Source organism: Martinezella hainanensis (assembly GCF_900094555.1).
GTDB lineage: Bacteria > Pseudomonadota > Alphaproteobacteria > Rhizobiales > Rhizobiaceae > Rhizobium > Rhizobium hainanense.
On the sequence record NZ_FMAC01000005.1, the window covers coordinates 239804 to 263733 of the forward strand.

Here is a 23930-nt window from a genome sequence, read left to right on the forward strand (position 1 = left end):
ATGAGTATAATAAGGAGCCGGCCATGAATCTTCCCGTATCCGCATCCTCCCTCTACGATCGTGTCAGTCGCGTCATCCCGAAAGCCGAATGGCTGTCGTTCCAGGATGATGTCGAGGCAATCCTCGAACTGAAGCGACGACACAATGCCGTCATTCTCGCGCACAACTACCAGACGCCGGAAATCTTCCATGGCGTTGCCGATATCGTCGGCGACAGCCTGGCGCTTGCCCGCAAGGCCGTGGAGGTCGATGCCGACATCATCGTGCTGGCCGGTGTGCATTTCATGGCCGAGACGGCGAAGTTGCTGAACCCGGAAAAGAAAGTACTGATCCCGGATATGGAAGCCGGCTGCTCGCTGGCGGAATCGATCACGCCGGAGGATATCGCCCTGCTGCGCCAGGCCCATCCGGGCGTGCCGGTCGTCACCTATGTCAATACATCGGCAGCCGTGAAGGCTGCCTCCGATATCTGCTGCACCTCGGGCAATGCCCGGCAGGTGGTGGAATCGCTTGGCGTGCCGAAGGTGTTGATGCTTCCCGACGAATATCTGGCGCGCAACGTGGCGCGGGAAACGAATGTCGAGCTTATCGCCTGGCATGGGCACTGCGAAGTCCATGAACTCTTCACCGCAGAGGATATCCGTCAGCTGCGCGAAAATTATCCGGGCGTGACGGTGCTTGCCCATCCGGAATGCCCGCCTGACGTTGTCGAGGCCGCGGATTTCGCCGGCTCGACCGCCGTCATGTCCGACTATGTCGGCAAGAAGCATCCGGCGCGTGTCGTACTGCTCACCGAATGTTCGATGAGCGACAATGTCGCCGTGCATCATCCGGATGTGGAGTTCATCCGACCCTGCAATCTCTGCCCGCACATGAAGCGCATTACCCTCGGCAATATCCGTAAGGCATTGGAAGAAGGGCAGCACGAGGTGACCGTCGATCCCGCAATTGCCGCCGACGCCCGCCGCGCGGTGGAAAGGATGCTGGCGATATGAGCGAGATCCTCGAAGAATTGAGCGGCCGCATCGTCATCGTCGGCAGCGGTCTGGCCGGGCTGATGACGGCGCTGACATTGGCGCCCGAACCGACCGTGATCGTCACCCGTGCCCTGATCGGTGCGGAGACATCGAGCGCCTGGGCACAAGGCGGCATCGCCGCCAGCATCGGCGAGGGCGATAGCGCCGCCTTGCATCTTGCCGATACGCTGGCTGCCGGGGATGGGCTTTGCGACGCGAAGGTGGCGGCAAGGATCGTCGCCGAAGCACCTGCTGCCATCGCTGCCTTGGAGCAGGCAGGTGTCGAATTCGATCGCAATGATGCCGGCGAATTATCCCTTGGCCTGGAAGCCGCTCATTCGCTGCGGCGCATCGTGCATTCCAAGGGAGATGGCTCCGGTGCCGCCATTGTTCGCGCGCTTGCCGAGGCGGTTGCCCGCACACCGTCGATCACCGTGCTGGAAGGTTATCAGGCGCAACGTCTGTTGCTGGATGGCGATCACGTCACCGGCCTTCTGTGCCTGACCGAGAAAGGCAGCGTCGTTCTGCCGTCGTCGCGCATCGTTCTCGCCACGGGTGGTATTGGCGGCCTGTTCGATGCCACGACCAACCCGATCGGCAATTTCGGACAGGGGATTGCGCTTGCGGCGCGCGCGGGCGCGCAGCTCGCTGATATGGAATTCGTGCAATTCCATCCGACTGCTCTCGATAGTCGCAGACGCCCCCTGGCGCTTGTCAGCGAGGCAGTGCGCGGCGAGGGCGCTCTTCTGGTCAACGAAAGCGGTGTGCGTTTCATGGTAGGGGTAGACGGCGCCGAGCTTGCGCCGCGCGATGTTGTCGCGCGTGCCATCAGCGCGGAGATTGCCCGCGGCGGCAAGGTATTCCTCGATGCGCGAAATGCCCTCGGCAACCGCTTCGCCACACGCTTTCCGGTCATCGAGGCTCTTTGCCACGAGGCAGGCGTCGATCCCGCGAGCGATCTCATTCCGGTGCGCCCGGCTGTTCACTATCACATGGGCGGCGTGGCGACCGACGAGAATGGCCGCAGTTCGTTACCCGGCCTCTGGGTCGTGGGCGAAGCGGCGTCGACGGGGTTGCACGGCGCCAACCGCCTTGCCAGCAACTCCCTACTGGAGGCTGCCGTCATGGGCATAAGGGCGGCCCGCGATGTCGCCGGCTTGGACACGAGCCGCAGAAAATTGTCGGGCCATCTTCCCGAGACGTTCGCGCCGGACTTGACGTTTGTCCGGCCGATCGTGTCGCGCCATCTCGGCGTGCTGCGCAATGGCGGCGCCATTCATGGCGCGATCGCGACACTCCTGCCGCTATGCGAGACCGAGAGCCCGGCAACTGACCCGGCGCTAGTGGCCTTGCTGATCGCCGTCTTCGCAAGTCTCAGGACGGAGTCGCGCGGCGCCCATGCCCGCACGGACTTTCCGCTGAAGCTGCATCATGCGCAGCGCCGCATGATGAGCCTCTCCGATGCCCTGGATATCGCCAGGTCCGTCATTCCCTATTCTGTCGCAAGGAGTGCCTGACATGACACTTGCTCCCCTCCCACGCCTGATTGTCGAACCGCTGGTGCGCAATGCACTGGTCGAAGATCTCGGTCTTGCCGGCGACGTGACGTCCACCGCTGTCATCCCCGCGGAACATCGCTCCCGTGTCGCGATGGTGACCCGTCAGCCGGGCGTCGTCGCAGGTCTTGATGCCTCCGAACTCGCCTTTCAACTGGTGGACCCAGCCATTGTCATGACCCGTCATGTGCCCGACGGCATGAAAGTCAAAGCGGGCGACGTGATTGCAACGATTGAGGGAGCATCCCGCGGTTTGCTGACGGCGGAGCGCACCGCGCTCAATTTCCTCGGCCACCTCTCCGGCATTGCTTCTGTGACCGGCGGCATCGTCGAGGCTATTGCCGGCACGAAGGCGTCGATCGTCTGCACGCGCAAGACGACACCGGGTCTCCGTGCTCTGGAAAAATACGCCGTGCGCGCCGGCGGCGGCATGAACCATCGCTTCGCGCTTTATGATGCTGTGCTGATCAAAGACAATCACGTCGCCATTGCCGGCGGCATCGCCGAGGCCATCCATCGCGCCAAGGCGGGCGTAGGTCATATGGTCAAGATCGAAGTCGAGGTGGATACGCTGGTGCAGCTTCGCGAAGCCATGCAGGAAGGCGTCGATGCCGTGCTGCTCGACAATATGACGCCGGATCAATTGCGCGAGGCGGTCGATATCGTCGGCGGTCGCGCGATCACCGAAGCCTCCGGCCGCATCACGCCGGCAACCGCTGCCGCGATCGCCGCCTCCGGCGTCGATCTCATCTCTGTCGGCTGGCTGACGCATAGCGCGTCAACGCTCGACATCGGACTGGACTGGAAGGCGGCGGCTTGAGGCAGGCAGCGCAAGACTGCGCATTGCCGGCTCAGACGATGACCGGCACCTGCGCGCCATCCATGCTGATGACGACGCCGGTGACGTAACTTGCCTTGGCCGAACTCAAGAAGGCAACGACATTGGCGATGTCTGCGGGATCGGCCATGCGGCCGATCGGGATGCGCTTCAGTGCATCGGCAAGCGCTTCCTCCTCGGTCGAGCCGGAAGCCTTCGCCGCCGCCTTGAGGCCTTCGGCAACGCGATCGGTTTCTGTAAGACCAGGATTGAGGCCGACGACGCGCACGCCTTTGCCGGCATAGGCATTGGCAAGCCCGACGCTTGCGAGCATGAGCGCGGCATTGGCCGATCCGCCGGCCAGATGGACGGGCGAGGCGATCTTGCCGCCGTTGCCGATGATATTGATCACAGCACCCGATCCGCGAGCGCCCATGCGCTTGATCACGGGGTCGATGACATTGATGTATGAAAAATACTTCGCGTCCATCGCGGCCCGCCAGATGGCTGGCGTTAGTTCCTCCACCGGTGTGCGGGCCGCGGCGCCGGCGCTGTTGACGAGGATATCGATCGGCCCGATCTCTGCTTCGACTTTATCAACGACTGAGAGTGCTTGTGCGTCGGAGATCAGGTCGGCGGCATGGCCATGCACGCCGGGAAGCTTCGAAAGAGCCGCATCGATATTGGACTGTGAACGCGAGCAGATCGCGACCTGGGCGCCTTCCTGCCGGAAGAGTTCGGCGCAGGCATAACCAATGCCTTTCGAGCCGCCCGTGATCAGAACGACCTTATCCTTGAGGCCGAGGTCCATGGAATCTCTCCTGTGTGATTTGCTGGGGCGCCAAGCTACGTCCCGACATCGCCATCGTACAGGGGCGCCGTCGTCACAGCTTGGTTACCGGCGATCCTATGAAAGACGCTTGGCCTTCAGTACGGAAACTGCGGTTTCGCTATTATGGACATAGTCATTGGCATCGGGCTGACGCTGCACCAGTAGAATGAACAGCAGGTCCGTCAGCATCAGCTGTGCGTCGCGGGCGGTGATCGATGACGAGCGAACACGGTCCTCGTCACCGACGGTATGAAGGCAGATGTCGGCGACGCGGGAAAGCGGGTTGTCCTGCAGCCCGGTGACGGCAATGACGGTCGCCTGGCGCTGGCTTGCCAGCTCGGCGATCCGCAGCGTCTCGATGCTGGCGCCGGAATAGGAAAGAGCAAAGAGCAGGTCGTCCGGCCCGAGCGTCGACGCATTGGCCATCTGCACATGGCTGTCGCTGTCGTGAAGCACGTTGCGGCCGAGTTTCATCAGCTTGTATGAAAAATCGCGCGCCACCAGCGACGAGGCGCCGACACCGGCGAGATGGATGCGCCGGGCATCATGAAGCGCTTCGAGCGCCTTTTCGATGTCGGCTTCGTTGTTGACGGAGATGGTCTGCTGCATCGCCTGCATCTTGCTGCCGAGCAGCTTCTGCAGGATCGTGAGATAGCCGTCGCCCACTTCGATCGTGCCATGGATCATGCCAGCCGGTGCCTGCCATTCCTGCGCCTTGGCCTCGCTGACGGCAAGCTTCAATTCCTGATAGCCGGCATAGCCGAGTTTCTGGCTGAACTTGACGACGCTCGACTGGCTGCGGCCGGTTTCGACTGCGAGTGCCGCTGAGGACAGGCGCAGCATCTGGTCGGGATTGTCGATGATGAACTGTCCGATCTGGCGATCGGCGGGAGCCATGGTTTCGAGCTGCGCGCTGATTTTCTTTAAAATCGACATTTGTCCCTTCGCGCCATCGAGGCTGCTTTACCCGTCGACACGAGCACACTGAAAATAGCATCCGGTTCAAGCTCGGCAATCTCGCTTCTTGCAATCGGACATTATCACAGCAAATTGGAATAAAAAATTCCAATTCCGATTGACACAATGGAATGGTCGATTAGTCTTTCGAGGAAACGCGTGAAGGACTCGTGGCGTCCTCGCCTTTCTTCGACGGATTTTCATCATGGACAGACTTCGCATCTCCGGCGGCAAGAGGTTGCAGGGCGCGGTGACCATCGCTGGCGCTAAAAATGCCGCATTGCCGCAGATCGCCGCAGCACTTTTGAGCTCGCATCCGCTCGAACTGACCAATCTGCCATCAGTCAGCGACGTTGAGAATATGCTTGGTGTCATTACCCTCCACGGCGCCAAGATCGCCCGTGGGCCGCACGGCACGACGATCGATGCAAGCGACATCGTCTCAAAGGAAACTTCCTATGATACGGTCAGGCGCATGCGGGCGACCGTGCTGGTGCTGGCGCCGCTGCTTGCCCGTTTCGGCCATGCGCGTGTTTCGCTCCCCGGCGGCTGCGCCATCGGCGCGCGGCCCGTCGATATGCACATCAAGGCGCTCTCGACGCTGGGTGCCGATATCGGGATCGAAAGCGGTCTGATCGTCGCTTCGGCCGCAAACGGGCTGAAGGGCGCGCGGATCGTCTTGAGCTCGCCGTCCGTCGGTGCGACGGAAACGGCAATGATGGCCGCCTGCACGGCCAAGGGCGAAACCGAGATTTTGAACGCCGCCCGCGAACCGGAGGTGGCCGATCTTGCGGCTTGCTTGAGCGCCATGGGCGCGCGGATAGAGGGGGCGGGGACGCATCGCATCCTCATCGATGGCGACACCAGCTGGCGCCCTGCCAAGCATCACGGCATCCCCGACCGCATCGAAGCCGGCACTTATGCCGTGGCAGCGGCGATTACAGGCGGGCAGCTCGAGCTCATCCACGCGCGATTGGAAAATCTGGCCTCCGTCGTCCAGGTGCTTGAGGCCATGGGTGTCAGCGTCTGGCCGAGCGATCGCGGCCTGGTCGTTTCCCGAGATGGTCCACTTAGGGGAGCCGACATCACCACGGAGCCCTATCCGGGCTTTCCGACGGATTTGCAGGCGCAATTCATGGCGCTTTCCTGCTGCGCCGAAGGTGCGTCGCTGATCCGCGAGACGGTGTTCGAAAATCGCTTCATGCATGTGCCGGAGCTGATGCGCCTTGGCGCCAACATCACACTACAGGGGACGACGGCACTGGTGCGCGGCGGCGCGCCGCTGAAAGGCGCGCAGGTGATGGCGACGGATCTGCGCGCCTCCGTATCGCTGGTGCTCGCAGCCCTCGTTTCGGAAGGCGAAACCATCGTCAATCGCGTCTATCATCTCGACCGCGGCTATGAGCAGCTCGATCGCAAATTGCGGCTGTGCGGCGCCGATATCGAACGGTTGACGTCATGACAGCCGCATCGGAAAACACCTCCTATTTTCTCGGCGTCGATGGCGGCGGAACCGGCTGCCGGGCGCGCATCGAGGATACTAAAGGCACGGTCTTGGGGCAGGGACTGTCCGGGCCGGCAACCACCCGACTCGGGATTGCCGAAGCATGGGCGTCCATTTCACGAGCCTCTGACGCCGCCATCGAGGAGGCTGGGCTACCGGCTTCTGACCTCTGCCGCATCCATGCCGGTATCGGACTGGCCGGGATCGGCCGCAAGGGCGCGCTTGCGGCCCTGAAGGCGATAGAACATCCATTTGCCAGCATCGCTTTCATCAGCGACGGCGAGGGGGCTTGCCTCGGCGCCCATTCCGGTCGTGATGGCGCCATCGTGATTGCCGGGACGGGCTCGATCGGGCTCGGTCTCGTCGAAGGGCAGCAATTGCGGGTCGGCGGCTATGGTTTTCCGATATCGGATGAGGGCAGCGGCGCCTATCTCGGGCTGAAGGCGGTGCAGCTGGCACTGCGTGCCCACGATGGACGTGAGCAGAAGACCGCGTTGCTCGCCGAAATCATGCAGCGTTTCCAGAACGATCCGATGGAGGCGGTCGCCTGGATGGACCGGGCATCGGCGACGGACTACGCGGCTCTTGCGCCGATGGTCCTGCGTCATGCCGATCAAGGCGATGCTGTCGCGCGGCGGATCGTGCAGAGCGCCGCCGGCCATATCGATACGCTGGTTCGCACGCTGTTCGATAAGGGAGCGCCGCGTGTATGTCTACTCGGCGGTCTCGCAAGCCCGCTCGAGCCCTGGCTTTCGCCCGATGTGCGCCGCCGCTTGAAGCCGATCGACGGCGATGCAGTCTCCGGCGCGATTATTCTGGCCAGGCGATCCGCTGAGTGATCGCCATAGGTTTTACAGATAGAGAAGGCACCTTCCATATATTGGACTGGCGAAGCCGCAGCCGCTAGAAGAGAGCATGCCTAAGCCAGCCATCGTTTTCCTTCCAGGCCTTCTCTGTGATGCCCGCATCTGGCGGGATCAAGCAGATGAGATTGCAGATCTCGCTGATCCATTCATCGCCGATCTTACGTTGGACGAGAGTGTCGATGCCATAGCGGTGCGGGTGCTCAGTTCCGCGCCCGATCGCTTCGTGCTTGCCGGTATTTCCATGGGCGGCTATGTGGCTTTCGAAATCATGCGGCAGGCGCCCGAACGCGTTCTGGGATTGGCGCTTTTTGACACAAGCGCGGCGCCTGATACGCCGGCGCGAGCAGCCCGCAGGCGGGCAGGCATGGATTCCTTGAAAGTCGGGCGATTTGCCGGTGTCACGCGAAAGCTCCTGCCGGAGCTTGTGCATGAGCGTCATCTGGACGGCCCGGTTGCAACGGAACTCCAGGCCATGGCGGCTCGAGTGGGTGGCGAAGCATTCCTGCGACAGCAGCAAGCCATTCTCGACCGGCCCGATTCCCGACTGCTGCTGCCTTTGATCTCGGTGCCGACACTGGTTGCCGTCGGTGACAGAGACGTGCTGACGCCGCCGGCGGACTCGCTCGATATCCATATCGGCATCAGGACTTCGCAATTCGTGCTGATACGTGACTGTGGGCATCTCCCCGCAATCGAGCAGCCGCAGGAAACCACCGAATTGCTCAAGGGCCTTCTGAAGAGGATTGTTGCATGACGCCAGAAAATCGCCTCGCCACCTACGGCACGCTTGCGCCGGGCCGCGTCAACCACCATCAGCTTGAAGGGCTTGCTGGTACATGGACCCAAGGGACGGTTCGCGGAAGGTTGCTGGAATCCGGTTGGGGCGCGGCGTTAGGCTATCCGGGGCTCGAACTTACCGATGATGGCGATGAGATCGACGTCTTCCTCTTCGAATCCACAGATCTTCCGGCACATTGGGAGCGGCTCGATGCCTTCGAGGGCGAGGGCTACTGCCGTGTGATCGCAACGGTCCGTACCGACGATGGTGACTCTCAGGCGTTCATTTACGTGCTTGCACCTCACCGATGATTATTGACGGTTTGGTCGAAGCCTAAATTCCATCCGAAATGTAGAGACCGCACGAAGGCGTCCGTCTCTTTCCGATGCTGCCTTGCCACGACTATGAGCGGCCATTTTTGTTCGCCCAGGATGGAATATTTTATTCCTTAATAGATTGACGAAAGGAATAAACAGACATAATGTTAACCTAGGTAAACAGGGAATGGACGGGGAGCGAAGCCAAAAAGGCCATCCTCAGTCCCGGCAGACTTCGGTCGTCCGTCTGACTGAAAACCGATCTTTGCTACGGCAAGCCCGATCTTGAACTGATCGAACTTGCCACTCTGACCTATTGATATCGAAGCGTTATTCGCGAGCAGGCCCATGACAGAGCAGAAGTTGATTTCCGAACTGGAGCAGTTGGTTTCCGAAGGGCGCAATCCGAATACGATGCATATCGATCTCTTGCCGACCTTCGATATCCTGCGCGAGATCAACTATGAGGATCAGACGGTGCCGGTTGCCGTTGAGAAGGTCATCCCGGCAATCGCCGCCGCCGTCAATCAGATCGTGGCTGCTTTTCAGAAGGGTGGCCGGCTGATCTATATGGGCGCCGGCACCAGCGGCCGGCTTGGCGTTCTCGATGCTTCCGAATGCCCGCCGACCTTCAGCGTGCCGCCCGACATGGTCGTCGGTCTGATCGCTGGCGGCCCAGATGCGCTGCGGCGCTCGATCGAAGGTGCCGAGGACGATCCGGAGCAGGGGCGTCAGGCGCTGGAAGAGGTTAAGCTGAGCAAGGACGATGTCGTGGTCGGCATCGCCGTTAGCGGCCGCACCCCTTATGTCATTGGCGGCCTGAACTACGCCAAGGATATCGGCGCCTTTACGGTGGCGCTCTCCTGCAATCCGAACTCCATCATCGCCGGCATTGCCGATCTTGCCATTTCGCCTGTCGTCGGCCCGGAAATCCTGACCGGCTCGACCCGGCTCAAGTCGGGCACGGCGCAAAAACTCATTCTCAACATGCTGACGACGGCAAGCATGATCCGCATCGGCAAGAGCTACCAGAACCTGATGGTCGATGTCAGCGCCAGCAACAAGAAGCTCGTGGCGCGCGCCTCGCGCATCGTCATGCAGGCGACCGGCTGCACGCAGCAGGAAGCGCGCCGCGTGCTCGATCTGACCGGCAACGACGTCAAGCTTGCCATTCTGATCGAAATTACCGGGATGAGCATTGAAGAAGCCCGCGCGGCATTGCAAAACGCTGATGGATTCCTGCGCAAGGCCATCAACGCTCGGACTGCTTGAGATAACCGTCACGGCGCGCCGCGACGGCAATCAATAGGCCAAAATCGGCCGGGGACATTTTAAAAAATTTGGAGGACTGGGAATGAAAGGGAATTTTGGAAAGACGCTGATTTCGGGAGTAGCGCTGGCCGTGGGGATTGGTCTGGCGACCGTCGCGATTCCGGCGCAGGCAGCGACATTGCGCATGGCATGGTCGCAGGACGCGACCGGGCTCGACCCGCACAAGCAAACGGCCTTCTCTTCCATTCGCCTGCTGGAACTGATCTACGAACCGCTCGTTCGCCTGGATGGCAATCTGCAGATCGTGCCCGGTGTAGCCGAAAGCTGGCAGTTCGCGCCCGATGGCAAGCAACTGACCTTCAAGCTCAACGCCAAGGCAAAATTCCAGAATGGCGCGCCGGTAACTTCGGCCGACGTCAAGGCCTCGTTCCAGCGCATTCTTGATCAAGCGACTGCCGCCGTTGCCCGAGCAAACTTCCTGTCGATCGCGAGCATCGACACGCCCGATGCCAATACCGTTGTCTTCAACCTCTCGCAGCCCGACGTTCCGCTTCTGACGGCCATGACGAGCCTCAATGCGGCGGTCGTGCCCGCAAGCGAAATCACCGCCGGCACCATCGGCACGAAGGCGATCGGCTCCGGCCCCTTCAAGCTCGATAGCTGGGTTCCGAATTCTAAGGAAGTGCTGACCGCCAACAAGGACTGGGCAGGCGGCGCCACCGGCGTCGACGGTATCAACATCAGCGTGCTGCCGGATGAAACGGCGATCCTTGCTTCGCTGCGCACCGGCCAGATCGATTTTGCGCTGCTGAACGATCCGCTCGTGGCAACGCTGGTGCCGAAGGAGCCGAAGCTGCAGCTTACCCGCACGCCGATCCTTTCCTACAACGTCCTGCAGCTCAACCCGTCGCGCAAGCCGATGGATCAGCTCGCCGTGCGCCAGGCGATTTCCTGCGCCATCGACCGCAAGGATGTGATGGATACGGCGGCTCTCGGCGAGGGCAAGGTGACCGGGCCGTTGACGATGCCGCTCTATGCGACCGATCCCAGCAAGCTCTTCTGCTATACGCGCGATGTCGCCAAGGCGAAGAAGCTGATGGCCGATGCCGGCTTTGCCAACGGCTTTTCGGCAACCGTCATCGCCGCAACCGGTGAACCGCCGACGGCCACGGCCGAAGCACAGGTCATCCAGTCGCAGCTCGCCGAAATCGGCATCAAGCTCGACATCAAGGTGATGGAACTCAATGTCTATGTCGACACGTGGCTCAAGGGCAATTTCGACATGGCGGTTGCGCTCAATGGCGGCAGTGCCGATCCCTATTCGATGTACAACCGTTACTGGACGAAATCGGGCAACCTGCAGAAGGTCGCCAACTATATCGACGACACGCTCGATAGCCTGATGCAGAGGGGCCGCGCCGAGACCGATCCGGCCAAGCGCAAGGAGATCTTCGCCGAGTTCGAAAAGCATCTCGCCGAAGTCTCGCCGTGGATCTGGCTCTACACGGCCTACGGCTATACGGCCGAGCAGAAGAACGTGGAGGGCTTCGTGCCGACGCCGACTGGCTCGCTGTTCGGTCTGAGCAAGGTTTCGATCAAGTAACGATGAGCGGGACCTAGAGCGCTTCCCTTTTGAATCATATCATGGAAGCGCTCTATCTCTTTGTTTTTACGCAATTTCGGCTGCAAGTTCACGTCTTGGTTTAGCTGAAGTTGCCCTAGAGGAATTGCAATGGCATACCTGACGCGCCGGCTGATGACATTCCCGCTGATCATGCTGGGCGTGTCCATCTTCGTCTTCGTCGCCATCCGGCTGGTGCCGGGCGATGCGATCACGGCGATGCTCGGAACCAATGCAGGCCTGCTAACGCCGGAGCAGCGGCAGGCTCTCGCCGCCTATTTCGGTATCGACCAGCCCTGGCCTGTCCAGTACTGGCATTGGCTGTTCGGCGTATTTCAGGGCAATCTCGGCATTTCCGTCACTTACGGCAAGCCTGTCCTCGATATCATCCTGGAGCGCTTTCCACTGACGCTAGAGCTTGCCTTGCTTTCCATGGTGATCGCGCTTGCCATCGGTCTGCCGGCGGGCGTCTTTGCCGCAACGCGAAACGAGAAGCTGTCCGATCTTGCCGTGCGTATTGTTGCCATGATCGGGCAGTCCACACCGAATTTCGTTCTCGGCCTGCTGCTGATCTATGCTCTGTCTGCCGGTTTCGGGGTATTGCCGACCATGGGCGCCTTCACGCCTCTTTGGGAGAACCCGCTCGAGAATCTCGGCCAGATGATCCTGCCCGCGCTAACCCTCGGCTTTGCCTTCGCCGCCTCGGTGACGCGTGTCGTACGCTCCGCCATGCTCGACGTCTTGAGTGATGATTATGTGCGCACGGCCCGCAGCCGCGGTGTCCCGGCGCGCGGCGTCATCTGGCGGCACGCCCTGCCGAATGCGCTGATCCCCGTGGTGACGCTGAGCGGCGTCGAATTCGGCTATCTGCTCGGCGGCGCGGTGCTGGTCGAGCAGATCTATGCTTTGCCGGGGCTGGGGCGCCTGGTGCTGGATGCGATCCAGCAGCGCGATTATGCGCTGGTCCAGGGTTGTGTTCTGTTCATTGCTTTCAACTTCATGGTCGTGAACCTGCTCGTCGATCTCGCCTATGTCGCGCTTGATCCGCGCGTCCGTCTGGGAGAAGGCTGATGCGGATCGCCAAGGCCATCTTTTCCCATATGAGCGGCCGGATCGGCGGCGTGATTGTGCTCGTCTACATCGTCATTGCCATCCTTGGCGTGTTTGGCTTGACGCCGCATGATCCCGTCGCGCGCAATCCATTGGCTCGCCTGCAATCGCCCAATCTTGCCTACTGGATGGGCACCGACCTGCTGGGGCGTGATGTAGCCAGCCGCCTGATGAATGGCATCGGCGAATCCTTCACCGTCGCCTTCTTTTCCGTGGCTGCCGCAACGCTGCTCGGCACCGTGCTCGGCTTGATCGCCGCCTGGTCTGGCAAGCGCTGGGATGGCGTCATCATGCGCACCATGGATGTGCTGCTCGCCTTTCCGGCGATCCTGCTGGCGCTTTTGATCATCGCCATCGTCGGTCCCGGCACCTGGACCAGCGTTGCCGCAATCGCGATCGTCTACACGCCGATCTTCACCCGTGTCGTGCGTGGCCCGGCCCTTTCCTTGAAAGGACGTGATTTCGTCGATGCCGCCCGCACCTTCGGCAGCAGCCGGTCGTACATTTTGACGCGGCATCTTCTGCTCAATCTCGTGGCGCCCTTGACCGTTCAAGTAACGCTGGCGCTCGCCTGGTCGCTGCTGACGGAAGCGGGCTTGAGCTTCCTCGGCCTGGGAACACAGCCGCCGGCATCCTCTCTGGGCTTGATGCTGAGCGACAGTCGCAATCTTATGGAAACGGCGCCCTGGCTGCTGATTTTCCCCGGCGTGACCATCATGATCTCCATTCTTGGCTTCAACTTGCTCGGCGATGCACTGCGCGACATCCTTGATCCGAAGATGCGGAGGTCGACGGTATGACGCCGCTTCTCTCCGTCTCCGATCTTCGCGTCGGCTTCGGGCGTGATCCCGAAGCCAATCCTATCGTGCGGGGCGTCAGCTTCGATCTTGATGCCGGCGAAACGCTGGCGATCGTCGGCGAAAGCGGCTCGGGCAAATCCGTCACGGCGCTGTCGATCAACCGCCTCGTCGATTTCGGCGGCGGCCGGATTACCGGCGGTTCGATCCGCCTCAAGCGTCCGGACAACAGTATTCTCGATCTGACGACGGCCAGCGAAGTGGAGCTCACGAAGATCCGTGGTGGCGAGATCGGCATGATCTTCCAGGAGCCGATGACCTCCCTCAATCCGGTTCTCACCATCGGCACCCAGATCGAGGAATCGTTCCGGCTGCATCGCGGCCTGACGGGAAGCCAGGCAAAGGCGGCCGCCAAGGATGCGCTGGATCGCGTGCGCATTCCAGATGCTGCGCGCCGTCTCACCTATTGCCCCAACCAGCTTTCCGGCGGCATGCTCCAGCGTGTGATGATCGCGACCGCGCTTGCCTGCAATCCGCGCCTTCTCATCGCCGACGAGCCGACGACGGCGCTCGATGTCACTGTCCAGGCACAAATCATGGCGTTGCTTGCCGAACTGAAGCGTGAGACGGGCATGTCGATGATCTTCATCACGCATGATATCGGCCTTGTCGCGGGCATCGCCGACAAGGTGATGGTGATGCAGGCCGGGCAGGCGGTGGAACAGGGCGAGCTCAATCAGATTCTTGATCATCCCAAGCATGCCTATACCCAGCATCTCCTGCATTCCGTCCCGCATTTCGCCGCGGGGCAGGCCGCGCGCGCAGATTTTCAGCGTGACGAGACGCAAGCCAAACCGGCCTTGAAGGTGGATGGCTTGACGGTACGCTTTCCGGTTAAGGGCAGCTTCATGCGTCGTTCGGCCGGTGCGGTTCACGCCGTCGAGGGCGTCGGTTTCGACCTCATGCCGGGCGAAACTTTGGCAATCGTCGGCGAGAGCGGGTCGGGTAAATCCACCACGGCGCGGGCGATCCTGGGGTTGGTCAAGTCGACCCGCGGCACGTTTACGACCAATGCCGGCAAGGCTGCAGATCGCACCAGCGCGGTGCAGATGGTCTTCCAGAACCCTTATGCCTCGCTCAATCCGAGACTGCGCGTCGACAACATTCTTGCCGAACCGGTGATTGCTGCCGGTGGACGGATTTCGGTCGACACACGTAAACGGATGACCGAGCTCTTGAAGCGGGTGGGCTTGCCGGAAAATGCTCTTGAGCGCTATCCGCATGAGTTTTCAGGCGGCCAGCGTCAGAGACTTTGCATCGCTCGCGCGCTCATGCTGAACCCTTCCGTGCTGGTACTCGACGAAGCGGTGTCCGCTCTCGACGTTTCCGTTCAGGCGCAGGTTTTGGAGTTGCTGATCGAGCTTCAGCGCGAATACGGGCTCGCCTATCTCTTCATCTCGCACGACATGGCGGTTGTCGAACGTATCGCCCATCGCATTGCCGTGATCTATGCCGGCCAGATCGTAGAGATCGGTGATGCCGCATCCGTCTTGTCCGAGCCCAGGCATTCCTATACCAGACGGCTGATCGCGGCGGTTCCGACGGTTGCGCGGCGCAAGGAAACCTTCACGCTCGACACGCGCCAGGTTCCATCATTGGTACGCCCGCCGGGCTTCGAGCCAGCCGCACCTGAATGGCACCGTTTCGCAGCCGATCACATGGCTCTGGCGGAAGCTTGAGAGCCAAGATGGCGAGAGGGGGGAGCATGGAGTTTCAGGAGCGTTTCGACCGGGCTTTTGCGCCGCTCGAACAATCGGTGGCATCGGCCCGCATTCCAGGCGGCGTGCTTGGCATCGTCGATCTGGATGGGAGCCGGCAGATCCGCGCGATTGGCTCGGCGCAGAAGGTCCCGAGTGTCAGGCCGATGCTTCCCGATACCTGGTTCGATCTCGCGTCGCTCACCAAAGTCATTTTCACCACGCCGCGGATCCTCGCCTTGGCCGAGGCCGGTACCATCGATCTCGATGCACCCTTGACGACGCTTCTGCCCGATCTGCGCCAATACAGTGCCGAGGCCTGGGAGCGGAAGGTGACATTTCGCCAATGCCTAGGACATCAAACGCCGTTTCCGGCGGTCGAGCCGATCTACACCTATGGCCGTGACCCGGAGCTTCTGCGCGCCTTCATTCTGCAGCGTGAATGGCGCGCCGGACCGCCCGTCTATTCCGATATCAATTTCATTCTGCTCGGTTTTGTGCTGGAACGACTGGCCGGACGGACGCTCCGCGCCATGGATCCCGGGCCGGGATTTGCTTTCTCCGCGCCGCCGAAACTATCGGCCGCGACGGAGGACTGCACCTGGCGTAACCGTGTCCTGTCGGGTGAGGTCCATGACGACAATTGCTCCGCACTGCAGGGAGCCGGCCATGCCGGCCTCTTCGGAACGGCGGACGCGATTCTTGATTTTGCCAGAGGATTGCTTGACGGCAGCGGCGCGGCGGCAGGTTCGATAGCGCTGATGCGGACGCCGCTTTCGGCTACACGCACCCATGGCTGGGAGCGGCCGCATGACGGCTGGCATGGCGGCAGCCTCTGCTCCTCAGCCACCATCGGTCATACAGGCTTCACCGGCACGGCCCTCTGGGTCGATTTCGACAAGGGCAGGGCCTGGACCTTGCTCACCAACCGCACTCATCCGACACGCCACTTCGACAGCGGCATCCTGGCGCTTCGTCAAACGGTGAGCGATCTCGTCAACGCAGCTTAGGAGCCTGACCATGGAACCAATCTGGGCAGTCGGTCTGATGACCGGGACCGTCCTCGACGGCAATATCGATGTCGCGATGCTGAAGACGGATGGCGAGCGGATTGAGGAATTCGGCCCTTATGTTCTGGCGCCCTATCCCAGCTGGATTCGCGAATTGCTGGAAGAGACGCTACGCCAGGCGCGGGCCTGGAATTTCGAAGGTCCGGAGCCTGCGATCTTCAAGGCGGCGGAAGAAGCGCTGACGCGCGCGCAGTCGGAAGCGGTCAGGGAATTGGTCGAAGAGAACGGCATGACGATGGCCGACATCGGCGTCGTCGGCTTTCATGGCCAGACCGTGCTGCATCGCGCTCCGCAGAAGGATCGGCTAGGACAGACGCGCCAGCTGGGGGATGGCGAGCTGATGCGCTCCATTCTCGGCACCAAGGTCGCCTATGATTTCCGCTCCGCCGACATGCGGGCCGGCGGTCAGGGCGCGCCGCTTGCCGCAGCGTACCATACGGCGTTGTTGCGTGGCGCGGGTGCTGCGGGCGAGGCCGCCATTCTCAATCTTGGCGGCGTTGCCAATGTCACTTGGTGGGATGGCGAAGGTAATTTCGTTGCCTTTGACACCGGCCCGGCCAATGCGCCGCTCAACGACTTCATCAAGTCGCACGGGTTGGGCGAGATGGATAGGGACGGTGCGCTTGGGCGTGCCGGCAAAGTCGATGAGGCGCGGCTCGAAAAGCTGCTGCAACATCCTTATCTGACCGCACCCTATCCGAAGTCACTCGATCGATTTGACTTCGGCGCCTCCATGGCGGATGGCTTGAGTCCCGAAGATGGCGCCGCCACCCTTTCGGCCTTTACCGCAAGTGCGGTCGGCAAGGCTTTGGACCTTCTGCCGCGCAGACCGAGTAAGGTCGTCGTCAGCGGCGGCGGCCGGCACAATCCGACGATCATGTCGATGCTTAGGAGCCGGGCCGGCGTCGAACCGATCTTTGCCGAAGATCTCGGCTGGCGCGGCGATGCGGTGGAGGCGGAGTGCTTTGCGTTTCTCGCCGTGCGTGTTCTGCGCGGCCTGCCGATCAGCTTCCCCGGCACGACAGGCGTGCCGGCGCCGATGCGTGGCGGCCGCCTCGCGGAATAGAGGCTTGTCAGAAGATCGCCGTTGCGTCGACGGTTTGCGCCACAGCCCATCGATGCTATGAAGAGGCCGCGAATTTGCGATCGGTTGGTCTCGGACGGATATCGCTTAGATGACAGGCAGGCAGCATAGGGCAGGCTTCGTCGGCACCATCGTTGCCTCTGCGGTTGCATGTATCATTGCTGTTTCAGCCTTCGGTCCAGCAATCGCCCAGCCGGAATGGAGCGCGGCGCCGCCGGTCTGCGTCTCCGGCCCGTTGACCACAGAGACCGGCGAAAGGCTTTGCCTGCGCAAGGACAGCTACAATCGCGATCTCTGCACGGCGATTGAATATTTCGCGCATGCCAATCATCTGCCGCCGGACTATCTGGCGCGGCTTGTCTGGCGCGAGAGCCTGTTTCGCTCAGATGCCGTCAGCCCCAAGGGCGCGCGCGGTATCGCGCAGTTCATGCCGGGAACAGCGAAGCTGCGTGGCGTGCGCGACAGCTACGATGCGCTTGAGGCGCTCGGCAAGGCGGCGACCTATCTTGATGAATTGCGCGACCGCTTCGGCAATTTGGGATTGGCTGCGGCTGCCTATAATGCCGGCGAAGCCGGCCTTGCCAATTTCCTGAATTCCGGCGGACTTCCCTATGAGACGCGCAACTATGTGAGCGCGATCACTGCCCATAGCGTCGAGGAGTGGCGCGATGATCCCCCCGATATTGCAGCTCCCGTGCTCGACAAGAGCAAGCCGTTTGTCGATTCCTGCGTGGCCCTTGCGCAGAGTCGCCGCCTGAAACCCATTCCCTTGGAGCAGGAGCGGCCCTGGGCGCCCTGGGGGGCGCAACTGGCCGAGCATTTTCAGCTGGATGCCGCCCGCCGTCTGTTTACCGCAAATATAAGAAAACTGCCGTCACCGTTGAATACGGAAAAGCCGTTGATCGTGCGTCAGCGCAATGCCGACTTCGGCCGCCGTGTCCGTTATGCGGCGCGCATTCCGCGACAAACGCGGGAGGAAGCGGATGCCGTTTGCACGCAGGTCCGGCAGCAGGGTGGCTCCTGCCTCGTCTTCAAGAACTAGCGTTGCGCATAGCTCCAGCACGCTTGGCGGCCGTTTGACTTTCTGTCGCTCGATTGTGCTTTACTCCCTGATGTCACAAGCTTATTTCTTGTAAGCCCGGCCTTTGGGAGGAAGCCGTTTGGGTAGCCAAAGGAGTGTATCATGGCACAAAAGCGTGAAGTCCCGGGTATCCGTCCCTATAACAGCCCCGCCGGCGGTTGGGGCGCGCTGAAGGCCACGGCCAATGCGGTGCGCGAGCAAATGGATGTTACCGAAGCGCCCGGGCTTCTCCTGCGTACCAACAAGCCCACAGGCTTCGATTGCCCCGGCTGCGCCTGGCCCGACAAGGAGCATACCTCCACTTTCCAGTTCTGTGAAAACGGCGCCAAGGCCGTCACCTGGGAAGCAACCAACAAGCGCGTGACGCCCGAGTTCTTTGCCGAGCACACGGTCAGCGAGCTTTTGACCTGGAGCGATTATGAGCTGGAAAATTCCGGCCGATTGACGCATCCGATGGTCTACGACCCGGCATCCGATACCTACCAGCCAATTGCCTGGGAAGACGCCTTTGCCCGTATCGGCGAGGTCATGCGAAGCCAGCCCGATCCCGACATGGTGGAATTCTATACGTCGGGCCGCGCTTCCAACGAAGCGGCCTTTCTTTTCCAGATCTTTGCCCGCGAATACGGCACCAACAATTTCCCCGATTGCTCGAACATGTGCCACGAGGCAACCAGCGTCGGCCTGCCGCAATCGATCGGCATCGGCAAGGGCACGGTCTCGCTCGACGATTTCGACGAATGCGATCTGATCATCTCCATGGGGCACAATCCCGGCACCAATCATCCGCGCATGATGGGGACGCTGCATGAATGCTCGCGCCGTGGCGTACCGATCATCGTCTTCAATCCGCTGAAGGAGCGGGCGCTCGAGCGTTTCGCCGATCCGCAGAGCCCGATTGAAATGGCGACTTTCAGCTCGACGCGGATCGCCTCTTCCTATTACCAGGTCAAGATCGGCGGCGATGCAGCAGCGCTGAAGGGCATCATGAAGGCCGTTCTGGCGCTGGCAGAAACCTCGGACGATGTCCTCGATCGTGCCTTCATCGCCGAGCATACCGCCGGCTTCGACGATCTCGTCGCCGATCTTAACCAGACGGAATGGGCCGATATCGAGCGTGTCTCGGGGCTCCCCCGCGCCGATCTGGAGCGGGTTGCCGCGATCTATGCCAAATCGAAGGCGACCATAGTTGCCTATGGCATGGGCATCACCCAGCACGCCAGGGGCACCGCCAATGTGCAGCAGATTGCCAATCTGCTGCTGTTGCGCGGCAATTTCGGCAAGCCGGGCGCCGGCATCTGCCCGCTGCGCGGACACTCCAACGTGCAGGGCAATCGGACTGTCGGGATCACCGAGAAGCCGACTCCGGCTCTCATCGAAGGCATTGAACGAGCTTTTGGCTTCACGTCGCCGGCTCATCATGGCCACGATGCCGTTGCCGCCATGCAGGCGATGGCGGAGGGGCGCTCCAAGGTGCTGCTGTGCCTCGGCGGCAATTTCTCGATCGCGCTTCCCGATCCGGAACTCTGTGCCGAGGCGATGCGCAAGCTCGATCTCGCCGTCCATATGAACACCAAGCTCAATCGCTCCAATCTCCTGATCGGCAGGGAGTCCTTCCTGTTTCCCGTGCTCGGCCGCACCGAGCAGGACATTCAAGCGACCGGCGCGCAGTCGGTGACAATCGAGGATTCCATGTCGATGGTGCATGCCTCGCGCGGTCGGCTGAAACCGGCCTCCGATCAGCTGCGTTCGGAGCCGGCGATCGTTGCCGCGATGGCGCAGGCGACCCTGCCGACGAGCAAGGTCGCCTGGATGGAGCTCATCAACGACTACGATCTGATCCGCGACAAGATCGAAGTCGTCTATCCAGATTTCGCCCGCTACAACGAGCGGATCCGCGTGCCGGGCGGCTTCCGTCTGCCGATCGGGCCGACCGAGCGCGTTTGGAAGACACCGTCAGGCAAGGCCGAGTTCAAGCTGTTTTCCGGCCTCAACGAGGATATTTCATTGTTGGACGGGACCGTGCTCAAGCTCGCGACGATTCGCAGCCATGACCAGTACAACACGACGATCTATGGCCTCGACGACCGCTATCGCGGCGTATTCGGTCGGCGCGACGTCCTGTTCATGAATGATAGGGATCTGAAGGCGAAGGGGCTGGAACACGGTGATCTCGTCGAGATCGAGACGGCGCTTCCCTCCGGAGCCAAGCGGCTCCTGAAGCTGACGGCGATTTCCTACGACATTTCAGAAGGTTCCGTCGCCGCCTATTATCCCGAGGCAAACTGCCTGATCCCGCTCGACTACCAGGACAAGGAAAGCGGCACACCGTCCTATAAGTCCGTTCCGGTGCGCATCAGCAAGGCGGCTTGATTTTCGCGCAACCATCCAGCCAAGAATTGTCATCTCGTTGGCTGGATGATGCGTGTTTGTGCAAGGGCGCAGGCCATCGCGTGAGTATGTAGATTTGCTGGCTAAAACGCCTACCGCAGCCTTTCCCCTTGCGTGGCGAAATAGCGCCGCCGTTCCGGCGGGCAGTGGAGATGGAGCGTGTCGCCGCGGTCGATCTCCGGTCCGTCGCGATATTCGGCGATGATCGCCTGGCCGTCCTCTGTCTGGCAGTAGAGATAGCGTGTGCCGCCCAGATATTCGGTGACGTCGACCGTGACCTGCAAGGCATCGTCCACGCCAGACGTGACGATGAGATGTTCGGGGCGCATGCCAAGCAGGATCTTTTCGCCCGTTGATGGCTTAGTCTGTGAGAGGTCGACCTTGATGCTGCCGTTGCCGACGCTCGCTGTCTCATCACCGGACCATGTGGCTTCGATCATGTTCATCCTGGGCGAGCCGATGAAGCCGGCAACAAAGCTGTTGGCCGGATCTTCATAGACCTCGCGCGGACTGCCCACCTGTTCGATCCGGCCGTCTCTCAGCACGACGATCTTGTCGGCAAGCGTCATCGCCTCGGTCTGGTCGTGGGTGACATAGATCATCGTATTGCCGAGCTCGCGATGCAGCCGGGCAATTTCGATGCGCATCGAGACGCGCAGCTCCGCATCGAGATTGGAGAGCGGCTCGTCGAAGAGAAAGACATCCGGCTCGCGAACGATGGCGCGTCCGATGGCGACACGCTGGCGCTGGCCGCCGGAAAGCTGTCCCGGCCGGCGGTCCAATAGGTGATCGATCTTGAGGATCGCGGCGGCGGAGCGCACGCGCCTTTCGATCTCGGATGCGTCAGTCCGGGCCATTTTCAGCCCGAAACCGAGATTGTCGCGAACGCTCATATGGGGATAGAGCGCATACGATTGGAAGACCATGGCGATGCCGCGCTCCGATGGGTCGAGATCGGTAACGTCCCGGCCCTTGATGGCAATCTCGCCGTCGGTGACTTCCTCCAGTCCGGCAATCATGCGCAGCAGCGTAGACTTGCCACAGCCGGAAGGGCCGACGAAGACGACGAACGCGCCCTCCGGTATATAGAGATCAATGCCATGGATGACCTCGAGCCCGCCGAAGCTTTTGCGGACACCGGTCAGGCGCATGCCGTTCTTCGTCATGTCAGGCTCCGCGCTGCAGCTGATCGGCGCGGATCCAGACGAGCATCTCGCCGGGTTCGCGATTGTCCCAAAGATGATAGGGCACGAAACGCGCGGTGGAAGGCGTGCCTTTTGGTGGCGCGGTCCGATAGAGATCGGCGCCCCAGTCGGCCGCCTCGCGCGTTACCGGCACATCGAGCGCCACTGCTCCCTCCAGCTCGGCGATTTCCGCCGTTTTCGCGATTGCCGGATTGCTGGAAAGGGAAATGCCGTTGAGGTCGTGACCATTGTCCGTTGTCTCGACGCAATAGACGAGCGGCCCACGCATCAGTGCAGCACGCCCGGCATCCTGACGGACTTTCGGATTGGCAAACAGCGTGCGCGGGATAAGGGGAAGGGTGAGATCGACACGATCGCCTGCCTGCCATTCCCGCTCGATACGGGCATAGCCATCGACGATGACCGTTGCGAGATCGACCGATGCGCCGTTGATTGCCAGCGTCGCGCCATCAGCCCATTCGGGAATGCGCAGCGACAGCGCAAATTTGGCATTGCGATCGGGATTGACCTTGAAGCGAATTGCGCCGTCCCAAGGGTATCGTGTTTCCTGTGAGAGCTGCACGGTCATACCGCCTGCCAGCGGTACGCGAGCCTTGCTTTCGCCGTAGAGATGGACGGCGATCTCGTTGTCGGCGGCGGCATACATATAGGAGCCGACCGAGGCGAGTAGCCGCGCAATGTTCGGCGGGCAGCAGGGGCAATGATGCCAGGTCCAGCGGTGATGCTTACCGGCGCTCTCCAGCGGGTTTTCGTAGAAGAAGGTCTTGCCGTCCTGCGACAGGCCCGCCATCGCACCGTTGTAGAGAGCCACTTCCATGATGTCCGCATAGCGGCGGTTCGGACCGCGGCCGAGCATGCGGTTTGCCCAGAAGACCAGCCCGACGGAGGCGCAGGTCTCGGCATAGGCGCTTTCGTTCGGCAGGTCGTAATAGTCGGTAAAGCCCTCGTTGGAGGCAGCCGGCCCGATGCCGCCGGTCACATACATCTGCTTGGTCGTCAGATCGTCCCAGAGCGTCTCGAGTGCCGCGGTCAGCGTATCGTCGTTATATTCCGTGGCGATATCGGCCATGCCGGAATAGAGATACATAGCGCGCACCGCATGGCCCACGACCTTCGTCTGGTCACGCACCGGCAGATGCGATTGGCTGTATTCATAGGTCTTCTGCACGAAGTTCTTGGGGTCGCGACCGTCGCGAAGCGCCTCGTCGGTGAAGAAATGCGGTTCCTGGCCACGCTCGTCGATGAAGTATTTGGCAAGATCGAGATACTTCTTCTCGCCCGTGACGCGGGCGAGCTTGACGAGAGCGAGTTCCACTTCCTCATGGCCGCAGTAGCCGCGCAGCTGACCCTCACCATGCCCGAAGACGGTGATCATGTAGTCGGCAAAGCGGCTCATGATGTCGAGTAGCTTGCGCTTGCCCGTTGCCTGGTAATAGGCGACGGCGGCCTCGATCAGATGGCCGGCGCAATAGAGTTCGTGATGATCGCGCAGATTGGTCCAACGGCGGCCCGGCTGGACGCGCTGGAACCAGGCATTCAGATAGCCATCCTGCTGCTGCAGCTTCTCATACATGTCGATGATGGCGTCCGCGCGTGCCTCGAGCTCGGCATTGGGGCGGCGATAAAGCGAATAGGCGATGGTTTCGATCGACTTGCCAAGGTCGCTGTCCCAGAACATCTGCGTGGAGCCCGACCAGGTCTGCAAGGGAATGACGATGCCTGGGCTTGGCTGGTCGACGTCGATTGCTTTGATCATGCCGGCTTCGACACAGCGGTCGAGCAGCGTCGCCGCGGTCGAATTGCAGATGGCATCCTGGCGAGAGCCGAAGAGGCCAGCGAGCTCGACATTCGGAACGGGCAAGGGGCGAAACTGGCGGTTTTCTCTGTCAGACATGGTTT

Annotated in this window: 20 protein-coding genes; 16 read left to right on the forward strand and 4 right to left on the reverse strand. The window is 61.4% G+C overall.

The genetic code is table 11. The features are described 5' to 3' along the window. Positions 1–23: 23 nt before the first annotated feature. The 3 genes from nadA to nadC are packed head-to-tail and all read left to right on the forward strand — an operon-like array spanning position 24 to position 3392. Positions 24–995: a quinolinate synthase NadA gene (gene nadA, locus GA0061100_RS17735; protein WP_075854029.1), complete on the forward strand. Its 972-nt coding sequence runs from the start codon at positions 24–26 to the stop codon at positions 993–995. Beyond that, positions 992–2533, forward strand: coding sequence for an L-aspartate oxidase (locus tag GA0061100_RS17740; protein ID WP_075854030.1), 1542 nt, complete (start codon positions 992–994; stop codon positions 2531–2533). The genes nadA and GA0061100_RS17740 overlap by 4 nt, the downstream gene beginning before the upstream one ends. A gap of 1 nt (position 2534) precedes the next feature. Next, positions 2535–3392: a carboxylating nicotinate-nucleotide diphosphorylase gene (nadC, locus tag GA0061100_RS17745; RefSeq protein WP_075854031.1), complete on the forward strand. Its 858-nt coding sequence runs from the start codon at positions 2535–2537 to the stop codon at positions 3390–3392. Between the two features lie 31 nt (positions 3393–3423). Here the strand turns inward: nadC and GA0061100_RS17750 are convergent, their stop codons facing one another. Together GA0061100_RS17750 and GA0061100_RS17755 are read right to left on the reverse strand one after the other, a co-directional pair. Beyond that, the gene (locus GA0061100_RS17750; protein ID WP_075854032.1) at positions 3424–4200 is read right to left on the reverse strand and encodes an SDR family oxidoreductase; all 777 of its coding nucleotides are present in this window, start codon (positions 4198–4200) and stop codon (positions 3424–3426) included. Between the two features lie 96 nt (positions 4201–4296). Then, positions 4297–5157, reverse strand: a complete 861-nt coding sequence (locus GA0061100_RS17755; RefSeq protein ID WP_075854033.1) for a MurR/RpiR family transcriptional regulator — start codon at positions 5155–5157, stop codon at positions 4297–4299. 226 nt (positions 5158–5383) lie between these two features. Here GA0061100_RS17755 and murA point away from each other — a divergent pair, with 226 nt between their 5' ends. From murA to GA0061100_RS17825, 13 genes are all read left to right on the forward strand, one after another. Then, entirely contained in the window at positions 5384–6640 is a 1257-nt protein-coding gene (gene murA / locus GA0061100_RS17760) for a UDP-N-acetylglucosamine 1-carboxyvinyltransferase (protein WP_075854034.1), read from the forward strand. Beyond that, complete coding sequence (locus GA0061100_RS17765; protein ID WP_075854035.1) at positions 6637–7521, forward strand: glucosamine kinase nucleotide-binding domain-containing protein; 885 nt, start codon at positions 6637–6639, stop codon at positions 7519–7521. The genes murA and GA0061100_RS17765 overlap by 4 nt, the downstream gene beginning before the upstream one ends. Positions 7522–7597: 76 nt before the next feature. After that, entirely contained in the window at positions 7598–8302 is a 705-nt protein-coding gene (locus GA0061100_RS17770; RefSeq protein WP_075854036.1) for an alpha/beta fold hydrolase, read from the forward strand. After that, positions 8299–8637 carry a gamma-glutamylcyclotransferase family protein gene (locus GA0061100_RS17775; RefSeq protein ID WP_075854037.1) on the forward strand — a complete coding sequence of 113 codons (339 nt, stop codon included), beginning with the start codon at positions 8299–8301 and terminating at the stop codon, positions 8635–8637. Before GA0061100_RS17770 ends, GA0061100_RS17775 begins: the two co-directional genes overlap by 4 nt. A 354-nt stretch (positions 8638–8991) precedes the next feature. Then, positions 8992–9915: an N-acetylmuramic acid 6-phosphate etherase gene (murQ, locus tag GA0061100_RS17785; protein ID WP_075854039.1), complete on the forward strand. Its 924-nt coding sequence runs from the start codon at positions 8992–8994 to the stop codon at positions 9913–9915. 82 nt (positions 9916–9997) lie between these two features. Beyond that, complete coding sequence (locus GA0061100_RS17790) at positions 9998–11518, forward strand: ABC transporter substrate-binding protein (RefSeq protein ID WP_075854040.1); 1521 nt, start codon at positions 9998–10000, stop codon at positions 11516–11518. 129 nt (positions 11519–11647) lie between these two features. Next, complete coding sequence (locus tag GA0061100_RS17795) at positions 11648–12607, forward strand: ABC transporter permease (RefSeq protein ID WP_075854041.1); 960 nt, start codon at positions 11648–11650, stop codon at positions 12605–12607. Next, positions 12607–13446 (forward strand): ABC transporter permease, encoded by an 840-nt coding sequence (locus GA0061100_RS17800; RefSeq protein WP_075854042.1) that lies wholly within the window; start codon positions 12607–12609, stop codon positions 13444–13446. The genes GA0061100_RS17795 and GA0061100_RS17800 overlap by 1 nt, the downstream gene beginning before the upstream one ends. Next, complete coding sequence (locus GA0061100_RS17805) at positions 13443–15182, forward strand: ABC transporter ATP-binding protein (protein ID WP_075854043.1); 1740 nt, start codon at positions 13443–13445, stop codon at positions 15180–15182. The genes GA0061100_RS17800 and GA0061100_RS17805 overlap by 4 nt, the downstream gene beginning before the upstream one ends. An 8-nt stretch (positions 15183–15190) precedes the next feature. After that, a complete protein-coding gene (locus tag GA0061100_RS17810; RefSeq protein ID WP_075854044.1) occupies positions 15191–16210 on the forward strand; it encodes a serine hydrolase domain-containing protein in 1020 nt (339 codons plus the stop codon). A gap of 10 nt (positions 16211–16220) precedes the next feature. Continuing rightward, positions 16221–17336 carry an anhydro-N-acetylmuramic acid kinase gene (locus GA0061100_RS17815; RefSeq protein WP_075854045.1) on the forward strand — a complete coding sequence of 372 codons (1116 nt, stop codon included), beginning with the start codon at positions 16221–16223 and terminating at the stop codon, positions 17334–17336. 109 nt (positions 17337–17445) lie between these two features. After that, positions 17446–18396, forward strand: a complete 951-nt coding sequence (locus GA0061100_RS17820; RefSeq protein WP_075854046.1) for a lytic transglycosylase domain-containing protein — start codon at positions 17446–17448, stop codon at positions 18394–18396. Between the two features lie 141 nt (positions 18397–18537). After that, positions 18538–20808 carry an FdhF/YdeP family oxidoreductase gene (locus tag GA0061100_RS17825; protein ID WP_075854047.1) on the forward strand — a complete coding sequence of 757 codons (2271 nt, stop codon included), beginning with the start codon at positions 18538–18540 and terminating at the stop codon, positions 20806–20808. A gap of 110 nt (positions 20809–20918) precedes the next feature. On the opposite strand, the gene GA0061100_RS17830 is transcribed toward GA0061100_RS17825, so the two are convergent. Both GA0061100_RS17830 and GA0061100_RS17835 read right to left on the reverse strand, forming a co-directional pair. Next, on the reverse strand, positions 20919–21992 hold the full coding sequence (locus GA0061100_RS17830) for an ABC transporter ATP-binding protein (protein WP_075854048.1): 1074 nt from the start codon (positions 21990–21992) through the stop codon (positions 20919–20921). A 1-nt stretch (position 21993) separates the two neighbouring features. After that, positions 21994–23925 carry a glycoside hydrolase family 127 protein gene (locus tag GA0061100_RS17835; RefSeq protein ID WP_075854049.1) on the reverse strand — a complete coding sequence of 644 codons (1932 nt, stop codon included), beginning with the start codon at positions 23923–23925 and terminating at the stop codon, positions 21994–21996. Positions 23926–23930 lie beyond the last annotated feature (5 nt).

Bases quoted from the DNA above. Each gene is read 5' to 3' on its own strand.
- GA0061100_RS17755 (WP_075854033.1), bottom strand. From the start codon at position 5,157: ATGTCGATTTTAAAGAAAATCAGCGCGCAGCTCGAAACCATGGCTCCC.
- GA0061100_RS17835 (WP_075854049.1), bottom strand. From the start codon at position 23,925: ATGTCTGACAGAGAAAACCGCCAGTTTCGCCCCTTGCCCGTTCCGAAT.
- GA0061100_RS17770 (WP_075854036.1), top strand. From the start codon at position 7,598: ATGCCTAAGCCAGCCATCGTTTTCCTTCCAGGCCTTCTCTGTGATGCC.
- GA0061100_RS17765 (WP_075854035.1), top strand. From the start codon at position 6,637: ATGACAGCCGCATCGGAAAACACCTCCTATTTTCTCGGCGTCGATGGC.
- GA0061100_RS17800 (WP_075854042.1), top strand. From the start codon at position 12,607: ATGCGGATCGCCAAGGCCATCTTTTCCCATATGAGCGGCCGGATCGGC.
- nadC (WP_075854031.1), top strand. From the start codon at position 2,535: ATGACACTTGCTCCCCTCCCACGCCTGATTGTCGAACCGCTGGTGCGC.
- murA (WP_075854034.1), top strand. From the start codon at position 5,384: ATGGACAGACTTCGCATCTCCGGCGGCAAGAGGTTGCAGGGCGCGGTG.
- GA0061100_RS17795 (WP_075854041.1), top strand. From the start codon at position 11,648: ATGGCATACCTGACGCGCCGGCTGATGACATTCCCGCTGATCATGCTG.
- GA0061100_RS17810 (WP_075854044.1), top strand. From the start codon at position 15,191: ATGGCGAGAGGGGGGAGCATGGAGTTTCAGGAGCGTTTCGACCGGGCT.
- GA0061100_RS17750 (WP_075854032.1), bottom strand. From the start codon at position 4,200: ATGGACCTCGGCCTCAAGGATAAGGTCGTTCTGATCACGGGCGGCTCG.
- GA0061100_RS17775 (WP_075854037.1), top strand. From the start codon at position 8,299: ATGACGCCAGAAAATCGCCTCGCCACCTACGGCACGCTTGCGCCGGGC.
- nadA (WP_075854029.1), top strand. From the start codon at position 24: ATGAATCTTCCCGTATCCGCATCCTCCCTCTACGATCGTGTCAGTCGC.
- GA0061100_RS17830 (WP_075854048.1), bottom strand. From the start codon at position 21,992: ATGACGAAGAACGGCATGCGCCTGACCGGTGTCCGCAAAAGCTTCGGC.
- GA0061100_RS17740 (WP_075854030.1), top strand. From the start codon at position 992: ATGAGCGAGATCCTCGAAGAATTGAGCGGCCGCATCGTCATCGTCGGC.
- GA0061100_RS17820 (WP_075854046.1), top strand. From the start codon at position 17,446: ATGACAGGCAGGCAGCATAGGGCAGGCTTCGTCGGCACCATCGTTGCC.
- GA0061100_RS17815 (WP_075854045.1), top strand. From the start codon at position 16,221: ATGGAACCAATCTGGGCAGTCGGTCTGATGACCGGGACCGTCCTCGAC.
- GA0061100_RS17790 (WP_075854040.1), top strand. From the start codon at position 9,998: ATGAAAGGGAATTTTGGAAAGACGCTGATTTCGGGAGTAGCGCTGGCC.
- GA0061100_RS17805 (WP_075854043.1), top strand. From the start codon at position 13,443: ATGACGCCGCTTCTCTCCGTCTCCGATCTTCGCGTCGGCTTCGGGCGT.
- murQ (WP_075854039.1), top strand. From the start codon at position 8,992: ATGACAGAGCAGAAGTTGATTTCCGAACTGGAGCAGTTGGTTTCCGAA.
- GA0061100_RS17825 (WP_075854047.1), top strand. From the start codon at position 18,538: ATGGCACAAAAGCGTGAAGTCCCGGGTATCCGTCCCTATAACAGCCCC.